The 18,280-nt window shown below is 67.0% G+C and carries 21 protein-coding genes; 12 read left to right on the top strand and 9 right to left on the bottom strand.

All coding sequences use genetic code 11. The features are described 5' to 3' along the window. Positions 1-22: 22 nt before the first annotated feature. Positions 23-1,162: a DUF6456 domain-containing protein gene (locus PSA7680_RS19130; protein WP_503128324.1), complete on the bottom strand. Its 1,140-nt coding sequence runs from the start codon at positions 1,160-1,162 to the stop codon at positions 23-25. Positions 1,163-1,398: 236 nt separating this feature from the next. Between PSA7680_RS19130 and PSA7680_RS03190 the strand changes: the two genes are divergently transcribed. Beyond that, entirely contained in the window at positions 1,399-1,695 is a 297-nt protein-coding gene (locus PSA7680_RS03190; protein ID WP_085867215.1) for a DUF6477 family protein, read from the top strand. A gap of 5 nt (positions 1,696-1,700) precedes the next feature. Here the strand turns inward: PSA7680_RS03190 and PSA7680_RS03195 are convergent, their stop codons facing one another. Further along, positions 1,701-3,242: a trimethylamine methyltransferase family protein gene (locus PSA7680_RS03195; RefSeq protein ID WP_085867348.1), complete on the bottom strand. Its 1,542-nt coding sequence runs from the start codon at positions 3,240-3,242 to the stop codon at positions 1,701-1,703. A 184-nt stretch (positions 3,243-3,426) separates the two neighbouring features. Between PSA7680_RS03195 and guaA the strand changes: the two genes are divergently transcribed. The 9 genes from guaA (at position 3,427) to PSA7680_RS03240 (ending at position 12,063) form a co-directional block, all read left to right on the top strand. Continuing rightward, positions 3,427-4,989: a glutamine-hydrolyzing GMP synthase gene (gene guaA, locus PSA7680_RS03200; protein WP_085867216.1), complete on the top strand. Its 1,563-nt coding sequence runs from the start codon at positions 3,427-3,429 to the stop codon at positions 4,987-4,989. Positions 4,990-5,024: 35 nt separating this feature from the next. Continuing rightward, complete coding sequence (locus PSA7680_RS18685) at positions 5,025-5,390, top strand: hypothetical protein (RefSeq protein WP_085867217.1); 366 nt, start codon at positions 5,025-5,027, stop codon at positions 5,388-5,390. 8 nt (positions 5,391-5,398) lie between these two features. After that, on the top strand, positions 5,399-6,259 hold the full coding sequence (locus tag PSA7680_RS03210) for a DMT family transporter (RefSeq protein WP_085867218.1): 861 nt from the start codon (positions 5,399-5,401) through the stop codon (positions 6,257-6,259). 149 nt (positions 6,260-6,408) lie between these two features. Continuing rightward, positions 6,409-7,569, top strand: coding sequence for an OmpP1/FadL family transporter (locus PSA7680_RS03215; protein WP_085867219.1), 1,161 nt, complete (start codon positions 6,409-6,411; stop codon positions 7,567-7,569). Positions 7,570-7,714: 145 nt separating this feature from the next. Then, the gene (locus tag PSA7680_RS03220) at positions 7,715-8,575 is read left to right on the top strand and encodes an ATPase (protein ID WP_085867220.1); all 861 of its coding nucleotides are present in this window, start codon (positions 7,715-7,717) and stop codon (positions 8,573-8,575) included. Between the two features lie 46 nt (positions 8,576-8,621). Continuing rightward, positions 8,622-9,539, top strand: a complete 918-nt coding sequence (gene metA / locus PSA7680_RS03225) for a homoserine O-acetyltransferase MetA (RefSeq protein ID WP_085867221.1) — start codon at positions 8,622-8,624, stop codon at positions 9,537-9,539. Next, the gene (locus PSA7680_RS03230) at positions 9,523-10,518 is read left to right on the top strand and encodes an alpha/beta fold hydrolase (RefSeq protein ID WP_085867222.1); all 996 of its coding nucleotides are present in this window, start codon (positions 9,523-9,525) and stop codon (positions 10,516-10,518) included. The genes metA and PSA7680_RS03230 overlap by 17 nt, the downstream gene beginning before the upstream one ends. A gap of 62 nt (positions 10,519-10,580) precedes the next feature. Beyond that, positions 10,581-11,450 carry a polyphosphate kinase 2 gene (gene ppk2, locus PSA7680_RS03235; RefSeq protein ID WP_085867223.1) on the top strand — a complete coding sequence of 290 codons (870 nt, stop codon included), beginning with the start codon at positions 10,581-10,583 and terminating at the stop codon, positions 11,448-11,450. Beyond that, a complete protein-coding gene (locus tag PSA7680_RS03240; RefSeq protein ID WP_085867224.1) occupies positions 11,443-12,063 on the top strand; it encodes a TetR/AcrR family transcriptional regulator in 621 nt (206 codons plus the stop codon). The genes ppk2 and PSA7680_RS03240 overlap by 8 nt, the downstream gene beginning before the upstream one ends. On the opposite strand, the gene PSA7680_RS03245 is transcribed toward PSA7680_RS03240, so the two are convergent. The 5 genes from PSA7680_RS03245 to PSA7680_RS03260 form a co-directional block, all read right to left on the bottom strand. After that, the gene (locus PSA7680_RS03245) at positions 12,024-12,749 is read right to left on the bottom strand and encodes a hypothetical protein (RefSeq protein ID WP_139838538.1); all 726 of its coding nucleotides are present in this window, start codon (positions 12,747-12,749) and stop codon (positions 12,024-12,026) included. The genes PSA7680_RS03240 and PSA7680_RS03245 overlap by 40 nt on opposite strands. Positions 12,750-12,768: 19 nt before the next feature. Beyond that, positions 12,769-12,948 (bottom strand): hypothetical protein, encoded by a 180-nt coding sequence (locus PSA7680_RS18470; protein ID WP_139838539.1) that lies wholly within the window; start codon positions 12,946-12,948, stop codon positions 12,769-12,771. A 76-nt stretch (positions 12,949-13,024) separates the two neighbouring features. After that, positions 13,025-13,513, bottom strand: a complete 489-nt coding sequence (rpsI, locus tag PSA7680_RS03250) for a 30S ribosomal protein S9 (protein WP_085867226.1) — start codon at positions 13,511-13,513, stop codon at positions 13,025-13,027. 2 nt (positions 13,514-13,515) lie between these two features. Further along, the gene (gene rplM / locus PSA7680_RS03255) at positions 13,516-13,977 is read right to left on the bottom strand and encodes a 50S ribosomal protein L13 (protein ID WP_085867227.1); all 462 of its coding nucleotides are present in this window, start codon (positions 13,975-13,977) and stop codon (positions 13,516-13,518) included. A 173-nt stretch (positions 13,978-14,150) separates the two neighbouring features. Beyond that, positions 14,151-15,587, bottom strand: coding sequence for an aminotransferase-like domain-containing protein (locus PSA7680_RS03260; RefSeq protein WP_085867228.1), 1,437 nt, complete (start codon positions 15,585-15,587; stop codon positions 14,151-14,153). A 98-nt stretch (positions 15,588-15,685) separates the two neighbouring features. On the opposite strand from PSA7680_RS03260, the gene PSA7680_RS03265 reads away from it, so the two are divergent. Both PSA7680_RS03265 and PSA7680_RS03270 read left to right on the top strand, forming a co-directional pair. Beyond that, complete coding sequence (locus PSA7680_RS03265) at positions 15,686-15,919, top strand: DUF1127 domain-containing protein (RefSeq protein WP_085867229.1); 234 nt, start codon at positions 15,686-15,688, stop codon at positions 15,917-15,919. A 125-nt stretch (positions 15,920-16,044) separates the two neighbouring features. Continuing rightward, the gene (locus tag PSA7680_RS03270) at positions 16,045-16,848 is read left to right on the top strand and encodes a methyltransferase domain-containing protein (protein ID WP_085867230.1); all 804 of its coding nucleotides are present in this window, start codon (positions 16,045-16,047) and stop codon (positions 16,846-16,848) included. Between the two features lie 15 nt (positions 16,849-16,863). Here PSA7680_RS03270 and PSA7680_RS03275 read toward each other — a convergent pair whose 3' ends face one another. Both PSA7680_RS03275 and PSA7680_RS03280 read right to left on the bottom strand, forming a co-directional pair. Further along, entirely contained in the window at positions 16,864-17,649 is a 786-nt protein-coding gene (locus tag PSA7680_RS03275; RefSeq protein WP_085867231.1) for a lysophospholipid acyltransferase family protein, read from the bottom strand. Positions 17,650-17,803: 154 nt separating this feature from the next. Further along, positions 17,804-18,229: a PaaI family thioesterase gene (locus PSA7680_RS03280; protein WP_085867232.1), complete on the bottom strand. Its 426-nt coding sequence runs from the start codon at positions 18,227-18,229 to the stop codon at positions 17,804-17,806. Positions 18,230-18,280: the final 51 nt, after the last annotated feature.

An 18,280-nucleotide genomic window follows, 5' to 3' on the forward strand; every position in this document is an offset into this window, starting at 1 on the left:
GGCCCGGTTTCCTGAACAAAGATCAAGCCCCGCCGATCCGGCGGGGCTTTTTCGTGGGCGCATCGTGAAGAAGAAGCGGGTGCGGGTGGCTCAGCCGATCAGCGGACCATGGGGGCCGACCATCTCGTCGTAGTGGCGGCGCAGGCGTTGCAGCGCGATGCGCAGCACGATCTTGCCCGAGCGCGCAGACCATCCCATGCGGCGCTCGGCGCGCTCCATGCCTTCGAGAGCGCAGCACCACGTCACCGAGGCCTGGGCCAAGCTCGCGCAGGGCGCTCATCACCCGCGCCCGCGCCGCCGCCGGGCCGGCCGCCGCCAGATCGCTGACCCCGCCCGTGGGCTGCGCCGCGCCGGTGAGGAAATGATCCCAGTTCTGGCAGGTGCGCTCCCCGACCTGCGCCAGTTCGAAATCCTCGCGCAGCTGCTCGCCCGCGGCCACGAGCTCCGGCGTCAGGAAGGGCCGCCCGTTGCGATCCTTGCGCCGGGCGAGAATGGCCAGCGGCGATTCCGCCACCACCGGACGGCCGGGCCCGCCGGAGGCAGGGAAGTCGAAACCCGCAGGCCCCTCCTCGAGCCCGGCCCGCGCGGTTTCGCCCCGGCGCGCCTTGAGCCAGCTGCGCCCCTGCGCGGTGATGCGGTAGCGGCGCACGCGGCCTTCGCCGCTGGCGGCGATCCATTCCTTCAGCGCCAGCCCCTCGGCAACGTCCCGGTGGACGACGGCCACCCGGCAAGGCTCTCCGGCTTCGTCGGGGCGCATCACGACCGCGTTCTCCATCTGCGCGGCCACGGCCAGGAAGCTGCCCTCCGGAAGCAGGCGGGCCAGGACCCGCTGTGCCTCCGCCCGGAAGTGGGCGTCATCCTGCCGCTCGATGTTCTCCTTGTCGACGTGTGTCATCGTGTAAGTCTCCTTTGGGGGATGAGACTGCTGCGATGTCAGATGCCTGCGGCCCAATCGGAGAAGCGCCCGGTCCACGAGGGGATCTTCGCGCCGGGCCTCGTATTTGCGGATCTGGCGCAGGACGGTGGAGGCATGGCAGCCCGCCCCCCTGGCCAAGGACCGGATCGAACGCCCGCTTTCGGTGTGGAACAGGTAGAGCTGGGCCTCCATCGGCACCCAGTCCGGAAACCCTTCGCCCGCATGTGCGCTGACCCCCTCCTTCATGTTATCCACATTCCCTTCGCTTCATAAGCCATTATTTTGGCGCGAAATTCGGCGCTCAGTCTTTTTTCCGTTTGGTTACTCTTTTATTAAAATCTGCCTCTTTTTCCGATTTTGTTGCGAAAGTCTAAACAAGCGAGAAGTGGCCCGAACGCAGGGAGCCCCCCGCGCGCAACACCCGCTTGAGTTGTGCTTCACTCATTCGGAAACGCGCTTTCTTCATCCGGAAAGGAGATCCGATGGACGACCCGGCCCCTCTGCTCGCCGCCATCCGCCGCCCCCGCCTGCTGCTCTCGGCGGCCCAGCATGTCTGCCTGAACTACAACCGCAGCCGCGATCTTCCGCGGCTGCTGGGCCTGCTCTCCCCGCGGGACATGGCCGGCTGCCTGCAAGCCCTTGTCGGTGCGGAGCAAACCATGGAAACGAAAAGAAAAACGGGCGATGCCACCTACAGCATCACCCGTCATATCCAGTTGCTTGCCGCGCTCATCAGCGAAGCGCGGCTCACCAGCGCCGCCGCCCATGACGACGGCTGAGGCGGCTAGATGAAGGCGTCCGACATGCTTTCCTTCTTCTGGCGAACATAGGCCTCCAGCGCCTCGGCGATCGCCGGATCCAGCGCGGGCTGCTGGTAGGTGTCCAGCAGTTTCTGGACCCGCAGGCTCGCCAATGCGCGGCTGTCGCGCGCGCCTTCCTCGTCCCAGGTCTCGAACGGTTTGTAGTCGAGCACCTCAGTGCGCCAGAAGGCATCCTTGAAGTTGGCCTGGGTGTGGGCGCAGCCAAGGTAGTGGCCGCCCGGCCCCACCTCGCGCAGCGCGTCCATGCCCTGCCCGTTCTCGTCCATCGCCACGCCGGCGGCCATCTTGTGCAGCGCGCCGAGCTGATCGGCGTCGAGGACGAACTTCTCGAAGGAGGCCACGAGCCCCCCTTCCAGCCAGCCGCAGGCGTGGAGCATGAAGTTCACGCCCCCCAGCAGGGCCGCGTTCAGGGTGTTGGCGCTTTCGTAGGCGGCCTGGGCGTCCGGCAGCTTGGAGCCGCAGAGCCCGCCGCCCGAGCGGAAGGGCAGCCCGAGGCGGCGCGCCAATTGGCCCGCACCGTAGAGGATCTGGCTGGCCTCGGGCGTGCCGAAGGTGGGCGCGCCGGAGTTCATGTCGATCGAGGTGACGAAGGCGCCGAAGATCACAGGCGCGCCGGGGCGGATCAGCTGGCTGTAGGCCACGCCGGCCAGCACCTCGGCCAGCACCTGCGTGAGCGTGCCGGCCACCGAGACCGGCGCCATCGCGCCGCCCACGATGAAGGGCGAGATGATGCAGGCCTGGTTGGAGCGGGCGTAGACTTCGAGCGCGCCCATCATCACGTTGTCGAAGGTGAGCGGCGAGTTGATGTTGATGAGCGAGGTCATCACCGTGTTCTCGGCGACGAATTCCTTGCCGAAGAGGATCTCGCACATCTCCACGCTGTCCTGTGCCCGGCTCGGCTCGGTCACGGAGCCCATGAAGGGCTTGTCCGAGAGCGTCATGTGGGCGTGGAGCATGTCGAGGTGGCGCTTGTTCACCGGAACGTCGGTGGGCTCGCAGACGGTGCCGCCGGAGTGGTGCAGCCATTTGGACATGTAGCCCAGCTTCACGAACTTGCGGAAATCCTCCATCGTGGCATAGCGGCGGCCGTGCTCGTCGCGCACGAAGGGCGGGCCGTAGACGGGCGCGAGCACGAGGCTCCTGCCGCCGATCTCCACGTTGCGCTCGGGGTTGCGGGCGTGCTGGGTGAAGCGTCCGGGCGCGGTGGCGCAGAGCTTGCGGGCCAGCCCCTTGGGCAGGCGCACGCGCTCGCCCTCCACCATGGCGCCGGCCTGGCGCCAGCGCTCCAGCGCCTCCGGGTTTTCCGGGAAGTTCACGCCGATTTCTTCCAGCACCGTTTCGGCGTTGGCCTCGATGATCTGCAGCGCCTCTTCGTTCAGAAGCTCGAGGTTGGGGATATTGCGCTCGATGAAGCGCGCGGTCTCGATCCGCACCGCCGTGCGCTCGGCACGCCGTGCCGCACCGCCACCGCCACGTCCACGCCGCCGGGTTGCTGCTTCGGCCATCTCCATACCTCCTTGGGCTCGCTCTCTGGCTCTTTCTGCCAGCCTACTTACTGCCTGCCGCCCCGCCTGCCCCTCGGTTTTGCGTCCTCTGGGGAAAAGAAACGACATTGCCCCACGGGAATGGCGGGCACGCAGGGGCGAAACGGGCTTGCATGAAACGCCCCCCGGCCCTATTGCGGCAGGCATGACGAGCACATCCCACGAGACCCTCCTGATCATCGATTTCGGCTCCCAGGTGACGCAGCTGATCGCGCGCCGTCTGCGTGAGTTGAATGTCTATTGCGAAATCCACCCCTACCAGAACGTGACGATGGATCTCGTCGCCAAGCTGGCGCCCAAGGCGGTGATCTTTTCCGGCGGCCCCGACAGCGTGACCCGCGACGGCAGCCCGCGCGCCCCGGAAGGGATCTTCGAGCTGGGCGTGCCGATCCTCGGCATCTGCTACGGCCAGCAGGTGATGATGCACCAGCTGGGCGGCAAGGTGGAAAGCGGCCACGGCACCGCCGAATTCGGCCGCGCCTACGTGAGCCCGGCCGGCGAGCGCATTCCGTTTCTCAACGGATGGTTTCTTGACGGCAAGGAACAGGTCTGGATGAGCCACGGCGATCACGTCAGCCAGCTGGCGCCGGGCTTCGAGGTCTACGGCACCTCGCCCAACGCGCCCTACGCAATCACCGCCGATCTGTCGCGCAACTTCTACGCGGTGCAGTTCCACCCCGAGGTACATCACACCCCCAACGGCCGCACGCTCTACGAGAACTTCATCCGCATCGCCGGCTTCAGCGGCGACTGGACGATGGGCGCCTACCGCGAGCAGATGATCGAGGCCATCCGCGCCCAGGTGGGCGACAAGAAGGTGATCTGCGGCCTGTCCGGCGGGGTCGATTCCTCGGTGGCGGCGGTGCTCATCCACGAGGCCATCGGCGATCAGCTGACCTGCGTCTTCGTGGATCACGGCCTGCTGCGCAAGAACGAGGCCGAAGAGGTCGTGGCGATGTTCCGCGACAACTACAACATCCAGCTGATCCACGCCGACGAAAGCGAGCTGTTCCTTGGCGAGCTGGAAGGCGTGTCCGATCCGGAAACCAAGCGCAAGATCATCGGCAAGCTGTTCATCGACGTGTTCCAGAAGCACGCCGACACCATCGAGGGCGCGGAGTTCCTGGCGCAGGGCACGCTCTACCCGGACGTGATCGAATCCGTCTCCTTCTCCGGGGGGCCGTCCGTCACCATCAAGTCGCACCACAACGTGGGCGGTCTGCCCGAGAAGATGGGGCTGAAGCTGGTGGAGCCGCTGCGCGAGCTGTTCAAGGACGAGGTGCGCGCGCTGGGCCACGAACTGGGCCTGCCGCAGAGCTTCATCGGCCGCCACCCCTTCCCCGGGCCGGGCCTCGCGATCCGCTGCCCCGGCGAGATCACCCGCGAGAAGCTCGAAATCCTGCGCGAGGCCGACGCGATCTACATCGACCAGATCCGCAAGCACGGGCTCTATGACGAGATCTGGCAGGCCTTCGTGGCGATCCTGCCGGTGCGCACCGTGGGCGTGATGGGCGACGGCCGCACCTACGATTACGCCTGCGCCCTGCGCGCGGTGACCTCGGTGGACGGCATGACGGCGGACTACTACCCCTTCAGCCACGAGTTCCTCGGCGAGACCGCGACGCGCATCATCAACGAGGTGAAGGGCATCAACCGCTGCACCTACGACATCACCTCCAAGCCGCCGGGCACCATCGAGTGGGAATGAGCCGCGCCACCGGGCGCGCCGGACAGGGAGCCTCCATGCGCAACCTCATGGCCAGAGCCGCCATCGGCCTTGCCGCCGCCTGCGCGGGGCTTCCCGCCGGGGCGCAGGGGCTGCCGCCCCTGGCCTGCGAAGCGCAGGACGGCAGCTGGACGCTCGGGCTCTACGGCCCGGTCGCGCAGCTGCGCAGCCCCGAACTCGTGGAATTCGTCGCCTCCGCCATCGCGCGCGGCCCCGAGGGCTGGCCCGCCTGGCAGGCTCTGGCCTCGGAAGCCGAAACCCGCGTGGTGCGGGTGAACGAGGCCGCCTGCGCGGCCGGGGGCGCCAGCTTCCCGCTCACCGTCGAGCTGTTCGACCCGTCCACCGGCACGCTTTCGCCGGGCTGCTGCACCGTGGCGGAGTAGACGCCCCCATGCGCGAGCCAAGGCCCATCCAGGGCGCGCTGTGGATGATCGGCGCGATCTTCTCCTTCACCACCATGGCCATCGGCGGGCGGGCGGTGACGGGCCATCTCGACACCTTCGAACTGATGCTCTACCGCAGCATCTTCGGAGTGATCGTCGTGCTCACCGTCGGCGGCGCGGCCGGAACGCTGGGCCAGATCACCACGAGGAACCTGCACCTCCAGATCGCCCGCAACGTCAGCCATTTCACCGGCCAGAACCTCTGGTTCTACGCCATCGGCGTGGCGCCGCTGGCGCAGGTGGTGGCGCTGGAGTTCACCACGCCGCTCTGGGTGATCCTGCTGGCGCCGCTGGTGCTGGGCGAGGCGCTCACCCGCGGCCGCGCCACGGCGGCGCTGGTGGGCTTCATGGGCATCCTCCTCGTGGCGCGCCCCGGTGTGAACGAGGTGAGCATCGGCGTGCTCTGTGCCGCCGGCTCGGCAGTGGGCTTCGCCGGCTCCGCGCTCTTCACCAAGATCCTCACCCGAAGCGAAAGCATCACCTGCATCCTCTTCTACCTCACCGTCACCCAGACGCTCTTCGGCCTCATCTGCGCCGGCTACGACGGCGACATCGCCCCCCTCACCTGGGCGCTTCTGCCCTGGGTGATGCTGGTCGGGGCCACCGGGCTGTTCGCCCATTTCTGCCTCACCACCGCGCTCAGCCTCGCGCCGGCGGCGGTCGTGATGCCGGTGGATTTCGCCCGCCTCCCCCTCGTCGCCCTGGTGGGGATGGCGCTCTACGGCGAGCAAGTTGACGTTTGGGTAATTGCCGGCGCGGCCCTGATCTTCGGGGCGAATTACCTCAATATCCTGCGAGAAACTCGTTAATTCTTAAGGTTTTGCGGCGAACCTGCGTGCGTTTTGCCACGCCTTTCGCCAATCAAAGCCATGACGTGGCGTCACAAATTGACGGAAAATCGGCGCGGTGCGTAGTGTTGCCGCACACCAATAAAAACACGGTAGGGATGAGATTAAAGATGAGACGTGTTTCCATCACGGTTGCCGCACTGCTGGCAACCACTTCGCTGGCGCATGCCGGCGGCATCGACCGCTCAGGTCAGGGCGTGAACATCCTCTTTGAAGAGGGCAACTACGTCCAGTTCACCTTCGCCAACATCAACCCCAGCGTTGACGGCAAGGCCGACATCACCGCCGGCGGCGGCTCGGTGATCGTGGGGTCCACTTCCGCCAGCGACGTGGCGCAGACGTACAACCAGCTGTCCTTCGGCTACAAGCACGAGCTGAACGAGAACTGGGATCTGGCGGTGATCGTGGATCAGCCCTTCGGCGCCCACGTGCTCTATGCCGACGGCCCCTTCAGCAACATCGGCAGCGGCGGCGCCCTGCCCTATGACGCCGAGGCCGACATCGACAGCCGCGCCATCACCATGCTGGCGCAATACAACGTCGGCAACGGCTTCAGCATCCACGGCGGTCTGCGCGGCCTCTCCGTGAACGGCATCATCCAGTCCGGTGACGGCATCCTCGACGCCGACAGCGACTACAACTGGGGCGGCGTCGTGGGCGTGGCCTACGAGCGCCCGGACATCGCCCTGCGCGTGGCCCTGACCTACGCCACCGCAACGAACGTCGATTTCGACGGCACCATGAGCCAGCTCGTCGCGCCGGGTACCCTCGCCCCGTCGATGCCCACGGATTTCACCGTGGAATTCCCGGAAAGCGTGAACCTCGACTTCCAGACCGGCGTCGCGCCCGACACGCTGCTGTTCGGCTCCGTGCGCTGGGTCGGCTGGGGCGGCTTCAACCTGACGACGCCCGGCCTCGCCGGTGATATCGAGTGGGTGAACTTCGACGACGACACCATCACCTACCGCCTCGGCATCGGCCGCCGCCTGAACGAAGAGTGGTCGGTCGCCCTGGTGGCCGGCTACGAGAGCGCCGGCACGCGCCCCTCCACCACCGCCCTGGCGCCGACGACCGGCTCCAAGAGCATCGGCATCGCCGCCACCTACACCTCGCCCAAGAACTGGGTCGTGTCCGGCGGTCTGGAATACGTGGTTCCGGGCGATCAATACGTAACCTTCGCCGGCCCGGCCGGCACCGATCCCGTGCAGAAGCTGGAGTTCAACGACAACTCCGCAATCGCCGCCGGTATCCGCATCGGCTACCGCTTCTGATCTGCCGCGGATCACGTCAAGACATCGGAAAAGCCCCGCTCCGGCGGGGCTTTTTCGTGGCCGCCGCGGCCCCGGCCCGATTGCCCATTTGACCAAAGCCGCGCGGCCCGCTAGGCACGAAACCAGTGCAGGCAAGAGGCAAGAGATGATCTACGAAACCGCGAGCGACTGGCTGAACGCCAAGCAGAAGCGCATTCTGCTCTTCGGCATGTCCGGCCTTGGAAAAACCCATGTTTCCAACATGCTGCGCGCCTCCGGTGGCTGGTTCCACTACTCGGTGGATTACCGGATCGGCACCCGCTACATGGGCGAGCACATCGTGGACAACTTCAAGGCCGAGGCGATGCGCAACCCGTTCCTCGCCGATCTTCTGCGCTCGGATTCGATCTACATCGCCTCCAACATCACCTTCAACAACCTCGCGCCGCTCTCCACCTATCTCGGCAAGCCCGGCAACCCCGAGAAGGGCGGCCTGCCCTTCCTCGAATACATGCGCCGCCAGAGCCTGCACCGCCACGCCGAGATCAACGCCCTGCTGGATACGGCCCATTTCATCGACCGCGCCAAGACGCTTTACGGCTACGACAATTTCGTCTGCGACTCCGGCGGCTCGATCTGCGAGGTTGTGGACCCGGAAGACCCGGAAGACGAGGTGCTCACCGCCCTTGCGCAGAACACGCTGATGATCTGGATCGAAGGCAGCGAGGCCCATACCGAAGAGTTGATCCGCCGCTTCGACCGCGCCCCCAAGCCGATGTATTACCAGCCCGAGTTCCTGCATGAGGTCTGGCAGGAATACCTGCGCGAAAACAACGTGGGAGAAGCCGAAGTTGATCCGGATCACTTCGTGCGCAGCGCCTATGCGCGAGCGCTGGCCCACCGCCAGCCGCGCTACGCCGCCATGGCGAGGAACTGGGGCATCAAGGTCTCCGCCGAGCAGATCGAGGCGGCCGACAGCCCCGAGGCCTTCGATGCGCTGATCGCCGAAACCCTTGAGGCCCGCTGAATTTCTGATTATCTGAGCCGTTCCAACGCAACCCGGAGGCCGATCCATGCCCATCACCATCCCCACCGCCCTTCCCGCCTACGAGGTCCTCTCGCAGGAAGGCGTGATGGTGATGGACGAAAGCCGCGCCGCCCGCCAGGACATCCGCCCGCTCAAGATCGGGCTGCTGAACCTGATGCCCAAGAAGATCCAGACGGAGACGCAGTTCGCCCGCCTGATCGGCGCCACGCCGCTGCAGATCGAGCTTTCGCTGATCCGCATGACGGAACACCAGAGCCGGCACACCGCGCCCGCCCACATGGAAGCCTTCTACCAGCCCTTCCAGGCGGTGAAGGAGCGCAAGTTCGACGGGTTCATCATCACCGGCGCCCCGATCGAGCATCTGCCCTTCGAAGAGGTCACCTACTGGGACGAACTCTGCGAAGTGATGGACTGGACCCAGACCAACGTGCATTCCACCTTCGGCGTCTGCTGGGGCGGCATGGCGATGATCAACCATTTCCACGGCGTGCAGAAACACATGCTGCCGGCGAAGGCCTTCGGCTGCTTCCGCCAGCAGAACCTCGCCCCCGCCTCGCCCTTCCTGCGCGGCTTCTCCGACGATTGCGTGATCCCCGTCTCGCGCTGGACGGAGATGAAGCAGGAAGAGATCGAGGCCCGGGAAGGCCTGCGCATCCTGCTGGGCAGCCCCGAGACCGGCCCCTGCCTGGTGGAGGATCCCGCGCATCGCGCCATCTACATCTTCAACCATTTCGAATACGACAGCGACACGCTGAAGCAGGAATACGATCGCGACGTGGCCAACGGCACCCCGATCAACGTGCCGCTGAACTACTACCCGGACGACGATCCGACGAAGAAACCGCTGAACCGCTGGCGCAGCCACGCGCATCTTCTATATGGAAACTGGATCAACGAGATTTACCAGACCACGCCCTTCGACCTGAATGAAATCGGCTCTTAAGATCCTCCTTCCGCTGCTCCTCGCCGCCCTCGTGGGCTGCGGGGCCTATGTGGATCAGCGGGCCGCCACCCGCGAGGCCGCCGCCGAGGCCGCCTACCCGCCGATCGGCAGGCTGATCGACGTGGAGGGCACGCAGGTCCATGCCTTCACCGCCGGTCAGGGGCCGGACCTGATCTTCGTGCACGGCGCCAGCGGCAACCTGCGCGATTTCACCTTCGATCTCGTGGACAGGCTGAAAGGGCGCTACCGGGTCACCGTTTTCGACCGGCCCGGCCTCGGCTACACCAATCGCCTGCCCGCCTATGCCGAGGGCTTCAACGCCGATGCCGCCGAAAGCCCCTCCGAGCAGGCCATCCTGCTGGACAAGGCCGCAAAGCGGCTGGGGATCGAACGCGCGATCGTGCTGGGCCAGAGCTACGGCGGCGCGGTGGCGCTGGCATGGGCCGTCGAGCGGCCCCGGACGGTGCAGGGCGTCGTTCTCGTCTCCGCCGTCACCACGCCCTGGGAAACCGGGCTCGGCGGATGGTATGCGCTGATGGACAGCCGCTTCGGCAAAGCCGTCGTGGCGCCGCTGCTGGCGGCCTACGGCCGGGAAGAGAACGCCGACCGCGTGCTGGGCAGCATCTTCGCCCCGCAGGATCCACCGGAAGGCTACGAGTCCTACGTCGGCGTCGGGCTCACCCTGCGGCGCGACTCACTGGTGGCCAACGCCGAGCAGGTGAACGATCTGCTGGGCCACGTCCGGGCGATCCAGCCGCATTACGCCGCCATCACCGCGCCGATCGAGGCTGTGCATGGAACGGCGGATGAAATCGTGCCCTACGCGCTGCACGCCGAGGGGCTGGAGGCGCGCCTGCCCAGCCTGCACATGACGACCCTCGAAGGCATCGGCCACATGCCCCACCACGTGGCGCCCGAGGCCGTGATCGCCGCCGTGGACCGCGCCGCGGCGCGGGCAGGCGTGGCCGCGCTTCAGTAGCGCGCTTGCGCTGGAAACCCCACGCCTGCATGGTTACATAAGCAAAAACAGGGAGATGGCCCATGGACCTGCCATTCGACGGCGCGATCAGCCGCTATTATGCCTCCGGCGCCCCGGAGGATGTCCGGCGCAGCCTTGAGGGGGCGGACGGCAAGGCCATCGTGACCGAGAGCTACCCCTATGAAGAACGCATGGGCAAGAAGGCCTACGCGCGGCAGATGGAGACGCTGCAACGCGAACTGGTGAAGCTACAGAGCGACGTGCGCGAAACCGGCAAGCGGGTCGTTGTGATCTTCGAAGGTAGGGACGCGGCCGGCAAGGGCGGCACCATCGCCCGTTTCCGCGAGAACCTGAACCCGCGCACGGCCCGCACCGTGGCGCTGCCCAAGCCCAGCGACCGGGAGGCGCAGCAATGGTATTTCCAGCGCTACATCAACCACTTGCCCGCCGGGGGTGAGATCGTCTTCTTCGATCGCAGCTGGTACAACCGCGGCGTCGTGGAACATGTGTTCAACTTCTGCACGCCGCAGCAACGCGCCCATTTCTTCGCCCAGCTTCCGGGCTTCGAACAGGGTCTGGTGGACGAAGGCTTCCACTTCTTCAAGATCTGGCTCAACGTGGGCCGCGCCGAACAGCTGCGCCGCTTCCTCGACCGCGAACGCGATCCCCTGAAGCAGTGGAAGCTCAGCCGGATCGACGTAGAGGGCCTGCCCCTCTGGGACGCCTACTCCGAGGCCATCCGCGAAACCTTCGAGCGCAGCCACACGGAGAGCACCCCCTGGACGATCGTGCGCTCCGACGACAAGCGGCGCGCCCGCATCGCGGCGATCCAGAGCGTGCTCGGCGCGATCGACTACGCCGGAAAGGATACCGCGGCGCTCGGCACGGCCGACCCCCTGATCTGCGGAGGGCCCGAACTCTGGGATGCCTAAGAAACGCGGCTATCACCACGGCAACCTGCGTGCCGCGCTCATGGATGCAGCGCTCACCCTGATCGAGGAGAAGGGGCCGAACGGCTTTACCCTCTCGGAAGCGGCCAAGAACGCCGGCGTCACCCCGGCGGCCGTCTACCGCCACTACCAGGGCCGGGAGGATCTGATCGCCGAGGCCGCGCTTCAGGGCTTCGAGATGTTCGCCGATCTGCTGGAATACGCCTACGAGACCGGCCAGCCCTCCGACCTGGCCAGTTTCGAGGCCACCGGGCGCGCCTATCTTGCCTTCGCGCGCCGTCATCCGGGGCACTACGTGGCGATGTTCGAAAGCGGCATCTCGATCAACAGCACCCCCGAACTGGCCCGCGCCTCGAAACGCGCGCTCGGGGTGCTGGAGCGTGCCGCCGAGAAGCTCACCGCCCACATCCCGGCCGAGAAACGCCCGCCGGCCTCCATGGTGGCGGCCCACATCTGGGCAATGAGCCATGGCGTGGTGGAACTCTTCGCCCGTGGCGCCCCCGGCACCAAATCGCCCTACCCGCCCGAGGATCTGCTCGAAAGCGGGATCGGCATCTACCTGCGCGGGCTGGGGCTGATCACCGCCGACAGCTGACCGGCGCGAAACTCCGCGACCTCGGGAATGGCGGCGTATTCCGCCTTCAGCATCTGCATGTCCGCGGCCTCGATCTCGGCCCAGTCGATGCGGAAGCGCCGGTAGCGCACCACGTGATCGAAGCCGCCCTGCATCAGCTTTCGCCAGTAGCGGTGGCGCAGGCCCGGCCGGAACGGCCGCTCCGGCGTATACGCGCCGCGCCCCAGGAGCCGCCGGACGCCGGACGTCAGGCGGACGGCGCCGTCCGAATAGCTGCGGTTGCTGCGCCCGGCCCGGGCGGTCACCCCGATCCGCTCCCGCGCTTCGGGCGAAAGGCCGAACAGGGGCTCAAGGAATGCCATCCCGGCCAGGGCCTCGTATTTGACGATGAACACCCGGTCAAAGAGACCGGTGTAGATATCGATCAGGCGACGATGGGAAAACGCGGCCATGTCGAGGCGCGGCGTTCCATCCTGTGCCCGATGCCCGCAGTGCCGGCCGAAATAGACCTGCGGCGGGATCATGCATCCTGCGTGGTGGCAATCCTGCTGGTAGCGGGAGCGAAGCCACGCGTCGGGCTCCCGAAGCGTGATGAGGATTTCCGCGGAGGATCCGAGCCAGTCCCGGTTGGCCTCGGCCGCCATTGCCCAGTTTTCAGGGTGGATTCCCGCCAGTTGTTCGGCGCTGATGAGCGTATCGCGGGGCACGGAAAGCCGCGCGGGGGGCTTAGGAACCGGGGGCTGGCCGCAAGCGTTCCTGAATGTCGCGGGCACGGAGATAGCTCCAGCCCGTCTCCGCCGCGAACCGCTTGAAGACGACGCGCTGAAGATGTGTCGAACCAGTTTTCCCCAGGCCGACGTGGGCGATGACTCTCGGAGGATGGCCGCGCGCGTCCGCTTCGCTCATGCCTTGCTCCATGGGGCACGTAAAACAAGCAGGGCCACCCGATGAAGGGTGGCCCGAAGCAAGTCTGTCTCGCAGCTTAACGCTTGGAGAACTGGAAGGAGCGGCGGGCCTTGGCCTTACCGTATTTCTTCCGTTCCACCACGCGGCTGTCGCGGGTCAGGAAGCCGGCGGCTTTCAGCGGCGCGCGCAGGGAGGGATCGTAGAGCTGCAGGGCCTTGGAGATCCCGTGCTTGACGGCACCGGCCTGGCCGGAGAGACCGCCGCCCTTGACGGTGGCAACCACGTCGAACTGATCTTCCACGCCGGCAACCGAGAACGGCTGGCGCAGGATCATCTGCAGCACCGGGCGGGCGAAGTAGACCGATTGGTCCTTGCCGTTCACGGTGATCTTGCCGGAGCCCGGCTTGATCCAGACGCGGGCAACGGCGTCCTTGCGTTTGCCGGTGGCGTAGGAGCGGCCCAGCTCATCGCGGACGGGCTCGCGCACGATGGCGGTTTCGGTCACGGCTTCGTCGCCGGAGACGACGGCGGACAGCTCTTCCAGAGTGTTGATATCTTCAGCCATGATCAGCTCCGGGTGTTTTTCTTGTTCATGGACTTCACGTCCAGAACTTCGGGGTTTTGCGCTTCGTGCGGGTGCTCGGCACCGGCGTAGACGCGCAGGTTGGTCATCAGCTGGCGCGACAGGCGGTTGCTCGGCAGCATGCGCTGAACGGCTTTCGTCACCACGCGCTCGGGGTGTTCGCCCTCGAGGATCTGGCCGGCGGTGCGGGACTTCAGGCCGCCCGGGTGGCCGGTGTGGCGGTAGTAGATCTTGTCGGAGCGTTTGTTGCCCGTCAGCTGGACCTTGTCCGCGTTGATCACGATGACATTGTCACCCATGTCCATGTGCGGGGTGAAGGTGGCCTTGTGCTTGCCGCGCAGGCGCATGGCGACGATCGAGGCGAGACGGCCCAGAACGATGCCTTCGGCATCGATCAGGATCCATTTCTTTTCGATATCCGCCGGGGTAGCGGTAAAGGTTTTCATGGTTTCGACCCTGGTTTGGGAGTGAGCCGCACGGCGCGGGCGCCGGCGGAAGAACTGATGGCGGGGTTCTAAAGGTTTCCCACGCACAGTCAAGAGCCTCAGCCCGCAATAAAACGTTTCAAAACAGCGGGTTGTAAATATGGTATTATTTTACCCCCTCATTTTGCGCGTCATCACACCGCGATCGCGTCCTGCGGGTCCGCCAGCAGGGCCGCAAGCGCCTCCAGCCCCTGCTCGAAGCGCTCCGGTGCAATCTGCCCGTTGATCGCGATGCGGATCGCATGAGGCGCCTTGCCGTCGATGAGGGCGAAGTCATCGGCCGAGCGCACGAGCACCCCGGACCGCTCGGCGGCCACGCAGAAGGCCGAGGCGCGCCAGCCCCGCGGCAGGCGCAGCCAGATCAGCGGCACGTCCTGCCGCCATCTCAGATCGAAGCCGCCGAGGATGTTGACCGCGCGGCGCACGTAATCGTCCACCCTCGCCTCCACCGCCTGCGCCACGCCGCGCGCGCGGGGATCGGCAAGCATGGCGGCCGCGATGTCGGCCACGGGCACGGCCATGCCGAAGGAGGAATGCTGGAGCGCGCGGCGCAGGCGCTCCGCCCAGCCCTTCGGCGCCACCGCGTAGCCGAAGCGCAGCGCCGGGGTGAGCTCCTTGGAGAGGGACGAGACATACCACGCCCATTCCGGGATCAGCGCCCGATAGCCCGGCAGCCGCCCCTGCCCCATGCGGTAGCAGTCATCCTCGATCACGTGCAGCTTGTGGTGACTGATGACGCGGGCCAGCTCCTGGCGCCGCGCAAGCGTCGTCTGCACGAGCGTCGGGTTGTGGACCTCGGGCGAGGTGCACAGAAGCTGCCCGCCGTGGGTGTGGATCGCCTCGTGCAGCGCCTCGGGGATGATCCCTTCCGCATCGCTTTCGACGCTCACGATCCGCGCCCGCGCCAGCCGCGCGGCATGGCGGAACCCGGCGTAGGAAAGCTCTTCGGCGAAGACCACGGGCGCCTCCCCCCGCAGGACCGTCTGGAAGATCAGCGTGATCGCGTTCTGGCCGCCGTGGGTGAGCACGATGTCTTCGGCCCCGAAGGCGCCGATGTCGGCGGTGGAGAGCCAGTTGCGCACCGCCTCGCGCGCCGGCGCCTCGCCCGCGTGTTTCGGGTAGCGCCCGTAGCGCTCCGGCAGCGGTGCGGCACAGAGCGCGCGCATGGCCTCCGCCATCAGGGCCGACTGGCCGCAGTCGGGCAGTTTCGGGCTGCGCAGATCCACCGTTTCGGGCCAGTCCAGCGCGGTGGCCGCGGCCAGCGGCGCCGGGCCGCCCTGCGGGGCCGGAGCAGGCACCGGCGCGGCGGCGGAAGGCTCCGGCGCGGGGCCGGCCACGAAGGTGCCCCGCCCCACTTCGGCCCGCAGCACGCCCGCATCCACGAGCACCTTGTAGGCGCGCGCCACCGTGCCCGGCGTCACCTTCAGCTGCCAGGCCAGTTCGCGCACGGGCGGCAGTTTCTCGCCCTCCGCCAGCTGCCCGGACGCGATCGCGGCACGGATGGCATCGCTCAGCGCCTGGTATTTCGGGGCGTCGCCTTCGGAGAGATCAGGAAACCAAATTGTATTCATTACAATCTTTCATTGGACCGATATATTCACGGTATGTATGCATACACTTGTAGCGAACATTCTACATTGTATCAATACAAATCACGAAGGAGAGTATCATGGTTCGCCCCCTTTCCCAGCATGCACGGAACATCCACTTCCTGGAAAGCCGTCACCCCCTGCCGCCGCTCAGCCAGATCGCGCTGACCGTGGCCGTCGTGCTGGCGAAATGGCAGGACCGCGCCCGAAGCCGCCGGGCGCTCTCCCGGCTGACAGCCCATGAACTCAAGGACATCGGGCTGACCCGTGAACAGGCCTGGACGGAAGCCAGGCGCGAATTCTGGCGTGCGTAACTCCCCGTCCGCACGACAGACTCTTCCTGGGCCGGGTCTCGCACCCGGCCTTTTTTTGCGCGGATTTCCAACCGAAGCCCCCGCCGTGCTAGGCTTGGGCGGCATTTCAGCGGGAAGGGGTTTTCATGGCGGATCCATTTCAGGACGTGGACGCGGCCGGGCCGGAGTTCATTCGCGTCTTCTCGGACTCGATGGAGGTGCGGCAGGCCGATCCGGTGATGGAGGCGGTGGTAGCGGCCTACCTTGACCGCCTCGGCCCGGTGCCCCCGGGGGCGCGGATCATCGAGATCGGCGCCGGGGCCGGCGCGGTGACCCGGCGCATCGCGGCGCGCTTCCCGGAGGCCGGGATCACCGGCTTCGAGCCCTCCGAAGGCTTCGTGGCGGAGGCACGCGCGCGCGCCGAAGGCATCGGCAACCTTTCCTTCACCGCGGCAGACGGCGCGGATCTGCCGCTCTCCGCAGAAAGCGTGGACATCGCGGTGATGCACACGGTGCTGACCCATGTCACCGCCCCCGAGGCCCTGCTGGCCGAGGCCTTCCGCGTGCTCCGCCCCGGCGGCTGGCTCGTGGCCTGCGACGTGGATTTCTCGAAGGCGGCGCTGGCGAGTTTCGCCAACGACCCGCTGGACGCCTGCGCCCGCGCCTTCGTGGCCGAATTCGTCACCGACCCCCATGTCGTGGGCAAGCTGCGCGGGCTGATGCGCGATGCGGGCTTCGCGCTCACCCATTTCGGCGTGGACAGCCGCGTGGTCGTGACGGCGCAGCAGATGCTGCCCTGGGTCGAGCAGACGGCACGGCTGATGGAATCGCGCGGCCAGATCGGCACCACGCTGGCCGATGCCTTGATCGCGGAACACGACAGGCGCGCCGAGGAAGGCGCGCTCTACGGCTACCAGGCCATCGGCACCGCGATCGCCCGCAAGCCCTAGGCGGTCAGGCCCGGCTCATGCCCCGCCCCGGCCGGCCAGAAGCGCCGCCCGCATCGCGCCGTGCAGGCGGGCCACGTCGTCATCGACGCTTGCCCCCGGATCGCAATCGATCGCCGGCAGAACTTCGAGATGGATGGTGCCCGGCTTCGGCGAGAAGCGTCCGCGCGGCAGCAGCGCGTCCGAATCATGGATCACGATCGGCAGGATGCGCCGCCCGGTCTCCCGCGCCGCCAGCACCGCGCCCGCCCGAAACGGGCCGAGCACGTCGGCCTCGCTGCGCGTGCCCTCGGGAAACAGCACCACGGACCGGCGCGCGGGCATGGATTTCACCGCATCGACCAGCGTCTTGAGCGCGAGCTTGCCGTTGCTGCGGTCGATCGGCACGAGGCCCGCGGCGGTGAAGCCTGTCCGCAGCAGCCGGGAGGAGAAGAACTCCTTCTTGGCGGCGAAGGTGAACCACTTCTCGTCGGGCACCACGTGCATGAGGCAGAAACCGTCGAGGTGGCTGCGGTGGTTGATGACGATGAGGCTGTCGGTATCGCCGGCAAGACGCGCCTTGTCGGCCTCGCTCATCTCGGCGCGGATCCCCAGCAGCCACAAGAGCCGCGAGCAGGCGCGCTTGACGCTGCGCCAGTACCAGCCGCGAAAGCCCGCGCGATGGCGGCAGAGCACGGGCGCGAAGGCGATGGCGAGGAAGTAGAACGGCCCGGCGAGCACCAGCAGGACGCGCCGCGCGCGCCGCGAAAAAGCGCCGCCCCGCGGCGCTAGGCCGGCCTGCGGCAGGACGGGAGTATCGGACATCTTGGGCTGCCCCCTCTTGGCCCCGCCTGTTGCGCGAGGGCTCGCGGCCTGTCATCGGGTGCGCCTGCACCGCCGCATGTGTTGGAATGGCCAGCCCCAGCGCGACGCACCTTCATGGACGCTTTCCGCCGGAAGTGCAATCGCCGGCGCGGCGTCAGCCTTTGCGCGGCGGGATCGAATAGGTCATGTTGGCGCGCGCCACCGGCTCGGGCTGGCCCTCGGAATGGATCAGCACGTCGCCCACGGCCAGCACCTTGCCCAGCTTCAGCAGGCGGCAGGTGGCGATCAGGTCCACCCCGGCCGCCGGTTTGCGCAGGAAATCCAGCCCGGCGTTGGTGGTGACGGCCAGCGCCTGCGGGCCGATCTTCGAGAGCACCGCGAGATAGACGGCGACATCGGCCAGGCCGAACATCGACGGCCCCGATATGGTGCCGCCGGGGCGCAGGTGCTTGTCGCTCACCCGGAGCCGCACCGTCAGCGCCTCCTCGGTGACGCTCTCCACGATGAAATCATCGGCCACCTGTTCGAACACGCCGTGCAGAAAGCCGTTCAGCGCCTCGGCGTCCATCACGATGGGCATGGGCGATCCTCCTTGACGCCGATCCTGTCCGCAGCCGGGCACGCCGGGCAA

Origin of the sequence: Pseudoruegeria aquimaris (assembly GCF_900172235.1) — a bacterium.
Classification (GTDB): Bacteria; Pseudomonadota; Alphaproteobacteria; order Rhodobacterales; family Rhodobacteraceae; genus Pseudoruegeria; species Pseudoruegeria aquimaris.

Coding starts and splice junctions, on each gene's coding strand:
- PSA7680_RS19130 (WP_503128324.1), bottom strand. CDS start 1,162: ATGAAGGAGGGGGTCAGCGCACATGCGGGCGAAGGGTTTCCGGACTGG.
- PSA7680_RS03190 (WP_085867215.1), top strand. CDS start 1,399: ATGGACGACCCGGCCCCTCTGCTCGCCGCCATCCGCCGCCCCCGCCTG.
- PSA7680_RS03195 (WP_085867348.1), bottom strand. CDS start 3,242: ATGGCCGAAGCAGCAACCCGGCGGCGTGGACGTGGCGGTGGCGGTGCG.
- guaA (WP_085867216.1), top strand. CDS start 3,427: ATGACGAGCACATCCCACGAGACCCTCCTGATCATCGATTTCGGCTCC.
- PSA7680_RS18685 (WP_085867217.1), top strand. CDS start 5,025: ATGCGCAACCTCATGGCCAGAGCCGCCATCGGCCTTGCCGCCGCCTGC.
- PSA7680_RS03210 (WP_085867218.1), top strand. CDS start 5,399: ATGCGCGAGCCAAGGCCCATCCAGGGCGCGCTGTGGATGATCGGCGCG.
- PSA7680_RS03215 (WP_085867219.1), top strand. CDS start 6,409: ATGAGACGTGTTTCCATCACGGTTGCCGCACTGCTGGCAACCACTTCG.
- PSA7680_RS03220 (WP_085867220.1), top strand. CDS start 7,715: ATGATCTACGAAACCGCGAGCGACTGGCTGAACGCCAAGCAGAAGCGC.
- metA (WP_085867221.1), top strand. CDS start 8,622: ATGCCCATCACCATCCCCACCGCCCTTCCCGCCTACGAGGTCCTCTCG.
- PSA7680_RS03230 (WP_085867222.1), top strand. CDS start 9,523: ATGAAATCGGCTCTTAAGATCCTCCTTCCGCTGCTCCTCGCCGCCCTC.
- ppk2 (WP_085867223.1), top strand. CDS start 10,581: ATGGACCTGCCATTCGACGGCGCGATCAGCCGCTATTATGCCTCCGGC.
- PSA7680_RS03240 (WP_085867224.1), top strand. CDS start 11,443: ATGCCTAAGAAACGCGGCTATCACCACGGCAACCTGCGTGCCGCGCTC.
- PSA7680_RS18470 (WP_139838539.1), bottom strand. CDS start 12,948: ATGAGCGAAGCGGACGCGCGCGGCCATCCTCCGAGAGTCATCGCCCAC.
- rpsI (WP_085867226.1), bottom strand. CDS start 13,513: ATGGCTGAAGATATCAACACTCTGGAAGAGCTGTCCGCCGTCGTCTCC.
- rplM (WP_085867227.1), bottom strand. CDS start 13,977: ATGAAAACCTTTACCGCTACCCCGGCGGATATCGAAAAGAAATGGATC.
- PSA7680_RS03260 (WP_085867228.1), bottom strand. CDS start 15,587: ATGAATACAATTTGGTTTCCTGATCTCTCCGAAGGCGACGCCCCGAAA.
- PSA7680_RS03265 (WP_085867229.1), top strand. CDS start 15,686: ATGGTTCGCCCCCTTTCCCAGCATGCACGGAACATCCACTTCCTGGAA.
- PSA7680_RS03270 (WP_085867230.1), top strand. CDS start 16,045: ATGGCGGATCCATTTCAGGACGTGGACGCGGCCGGGCCGGAGTTCATT.
- PSA7680_RS03275 (WP_085867231.1), bottom strand. CDS start 17,649: ATGTCCGATACTCCCGTCCTGCCGCAGGCCGGCCTAGCGCCGCGGGGC.
- PSA7680_RS03280 (WP_085867232.1), bottom strand. CDS start 18,229: ATGCCCATCGTGATGGACGCCGAGGCGCTGAACGGCTTTCTGCACGGC.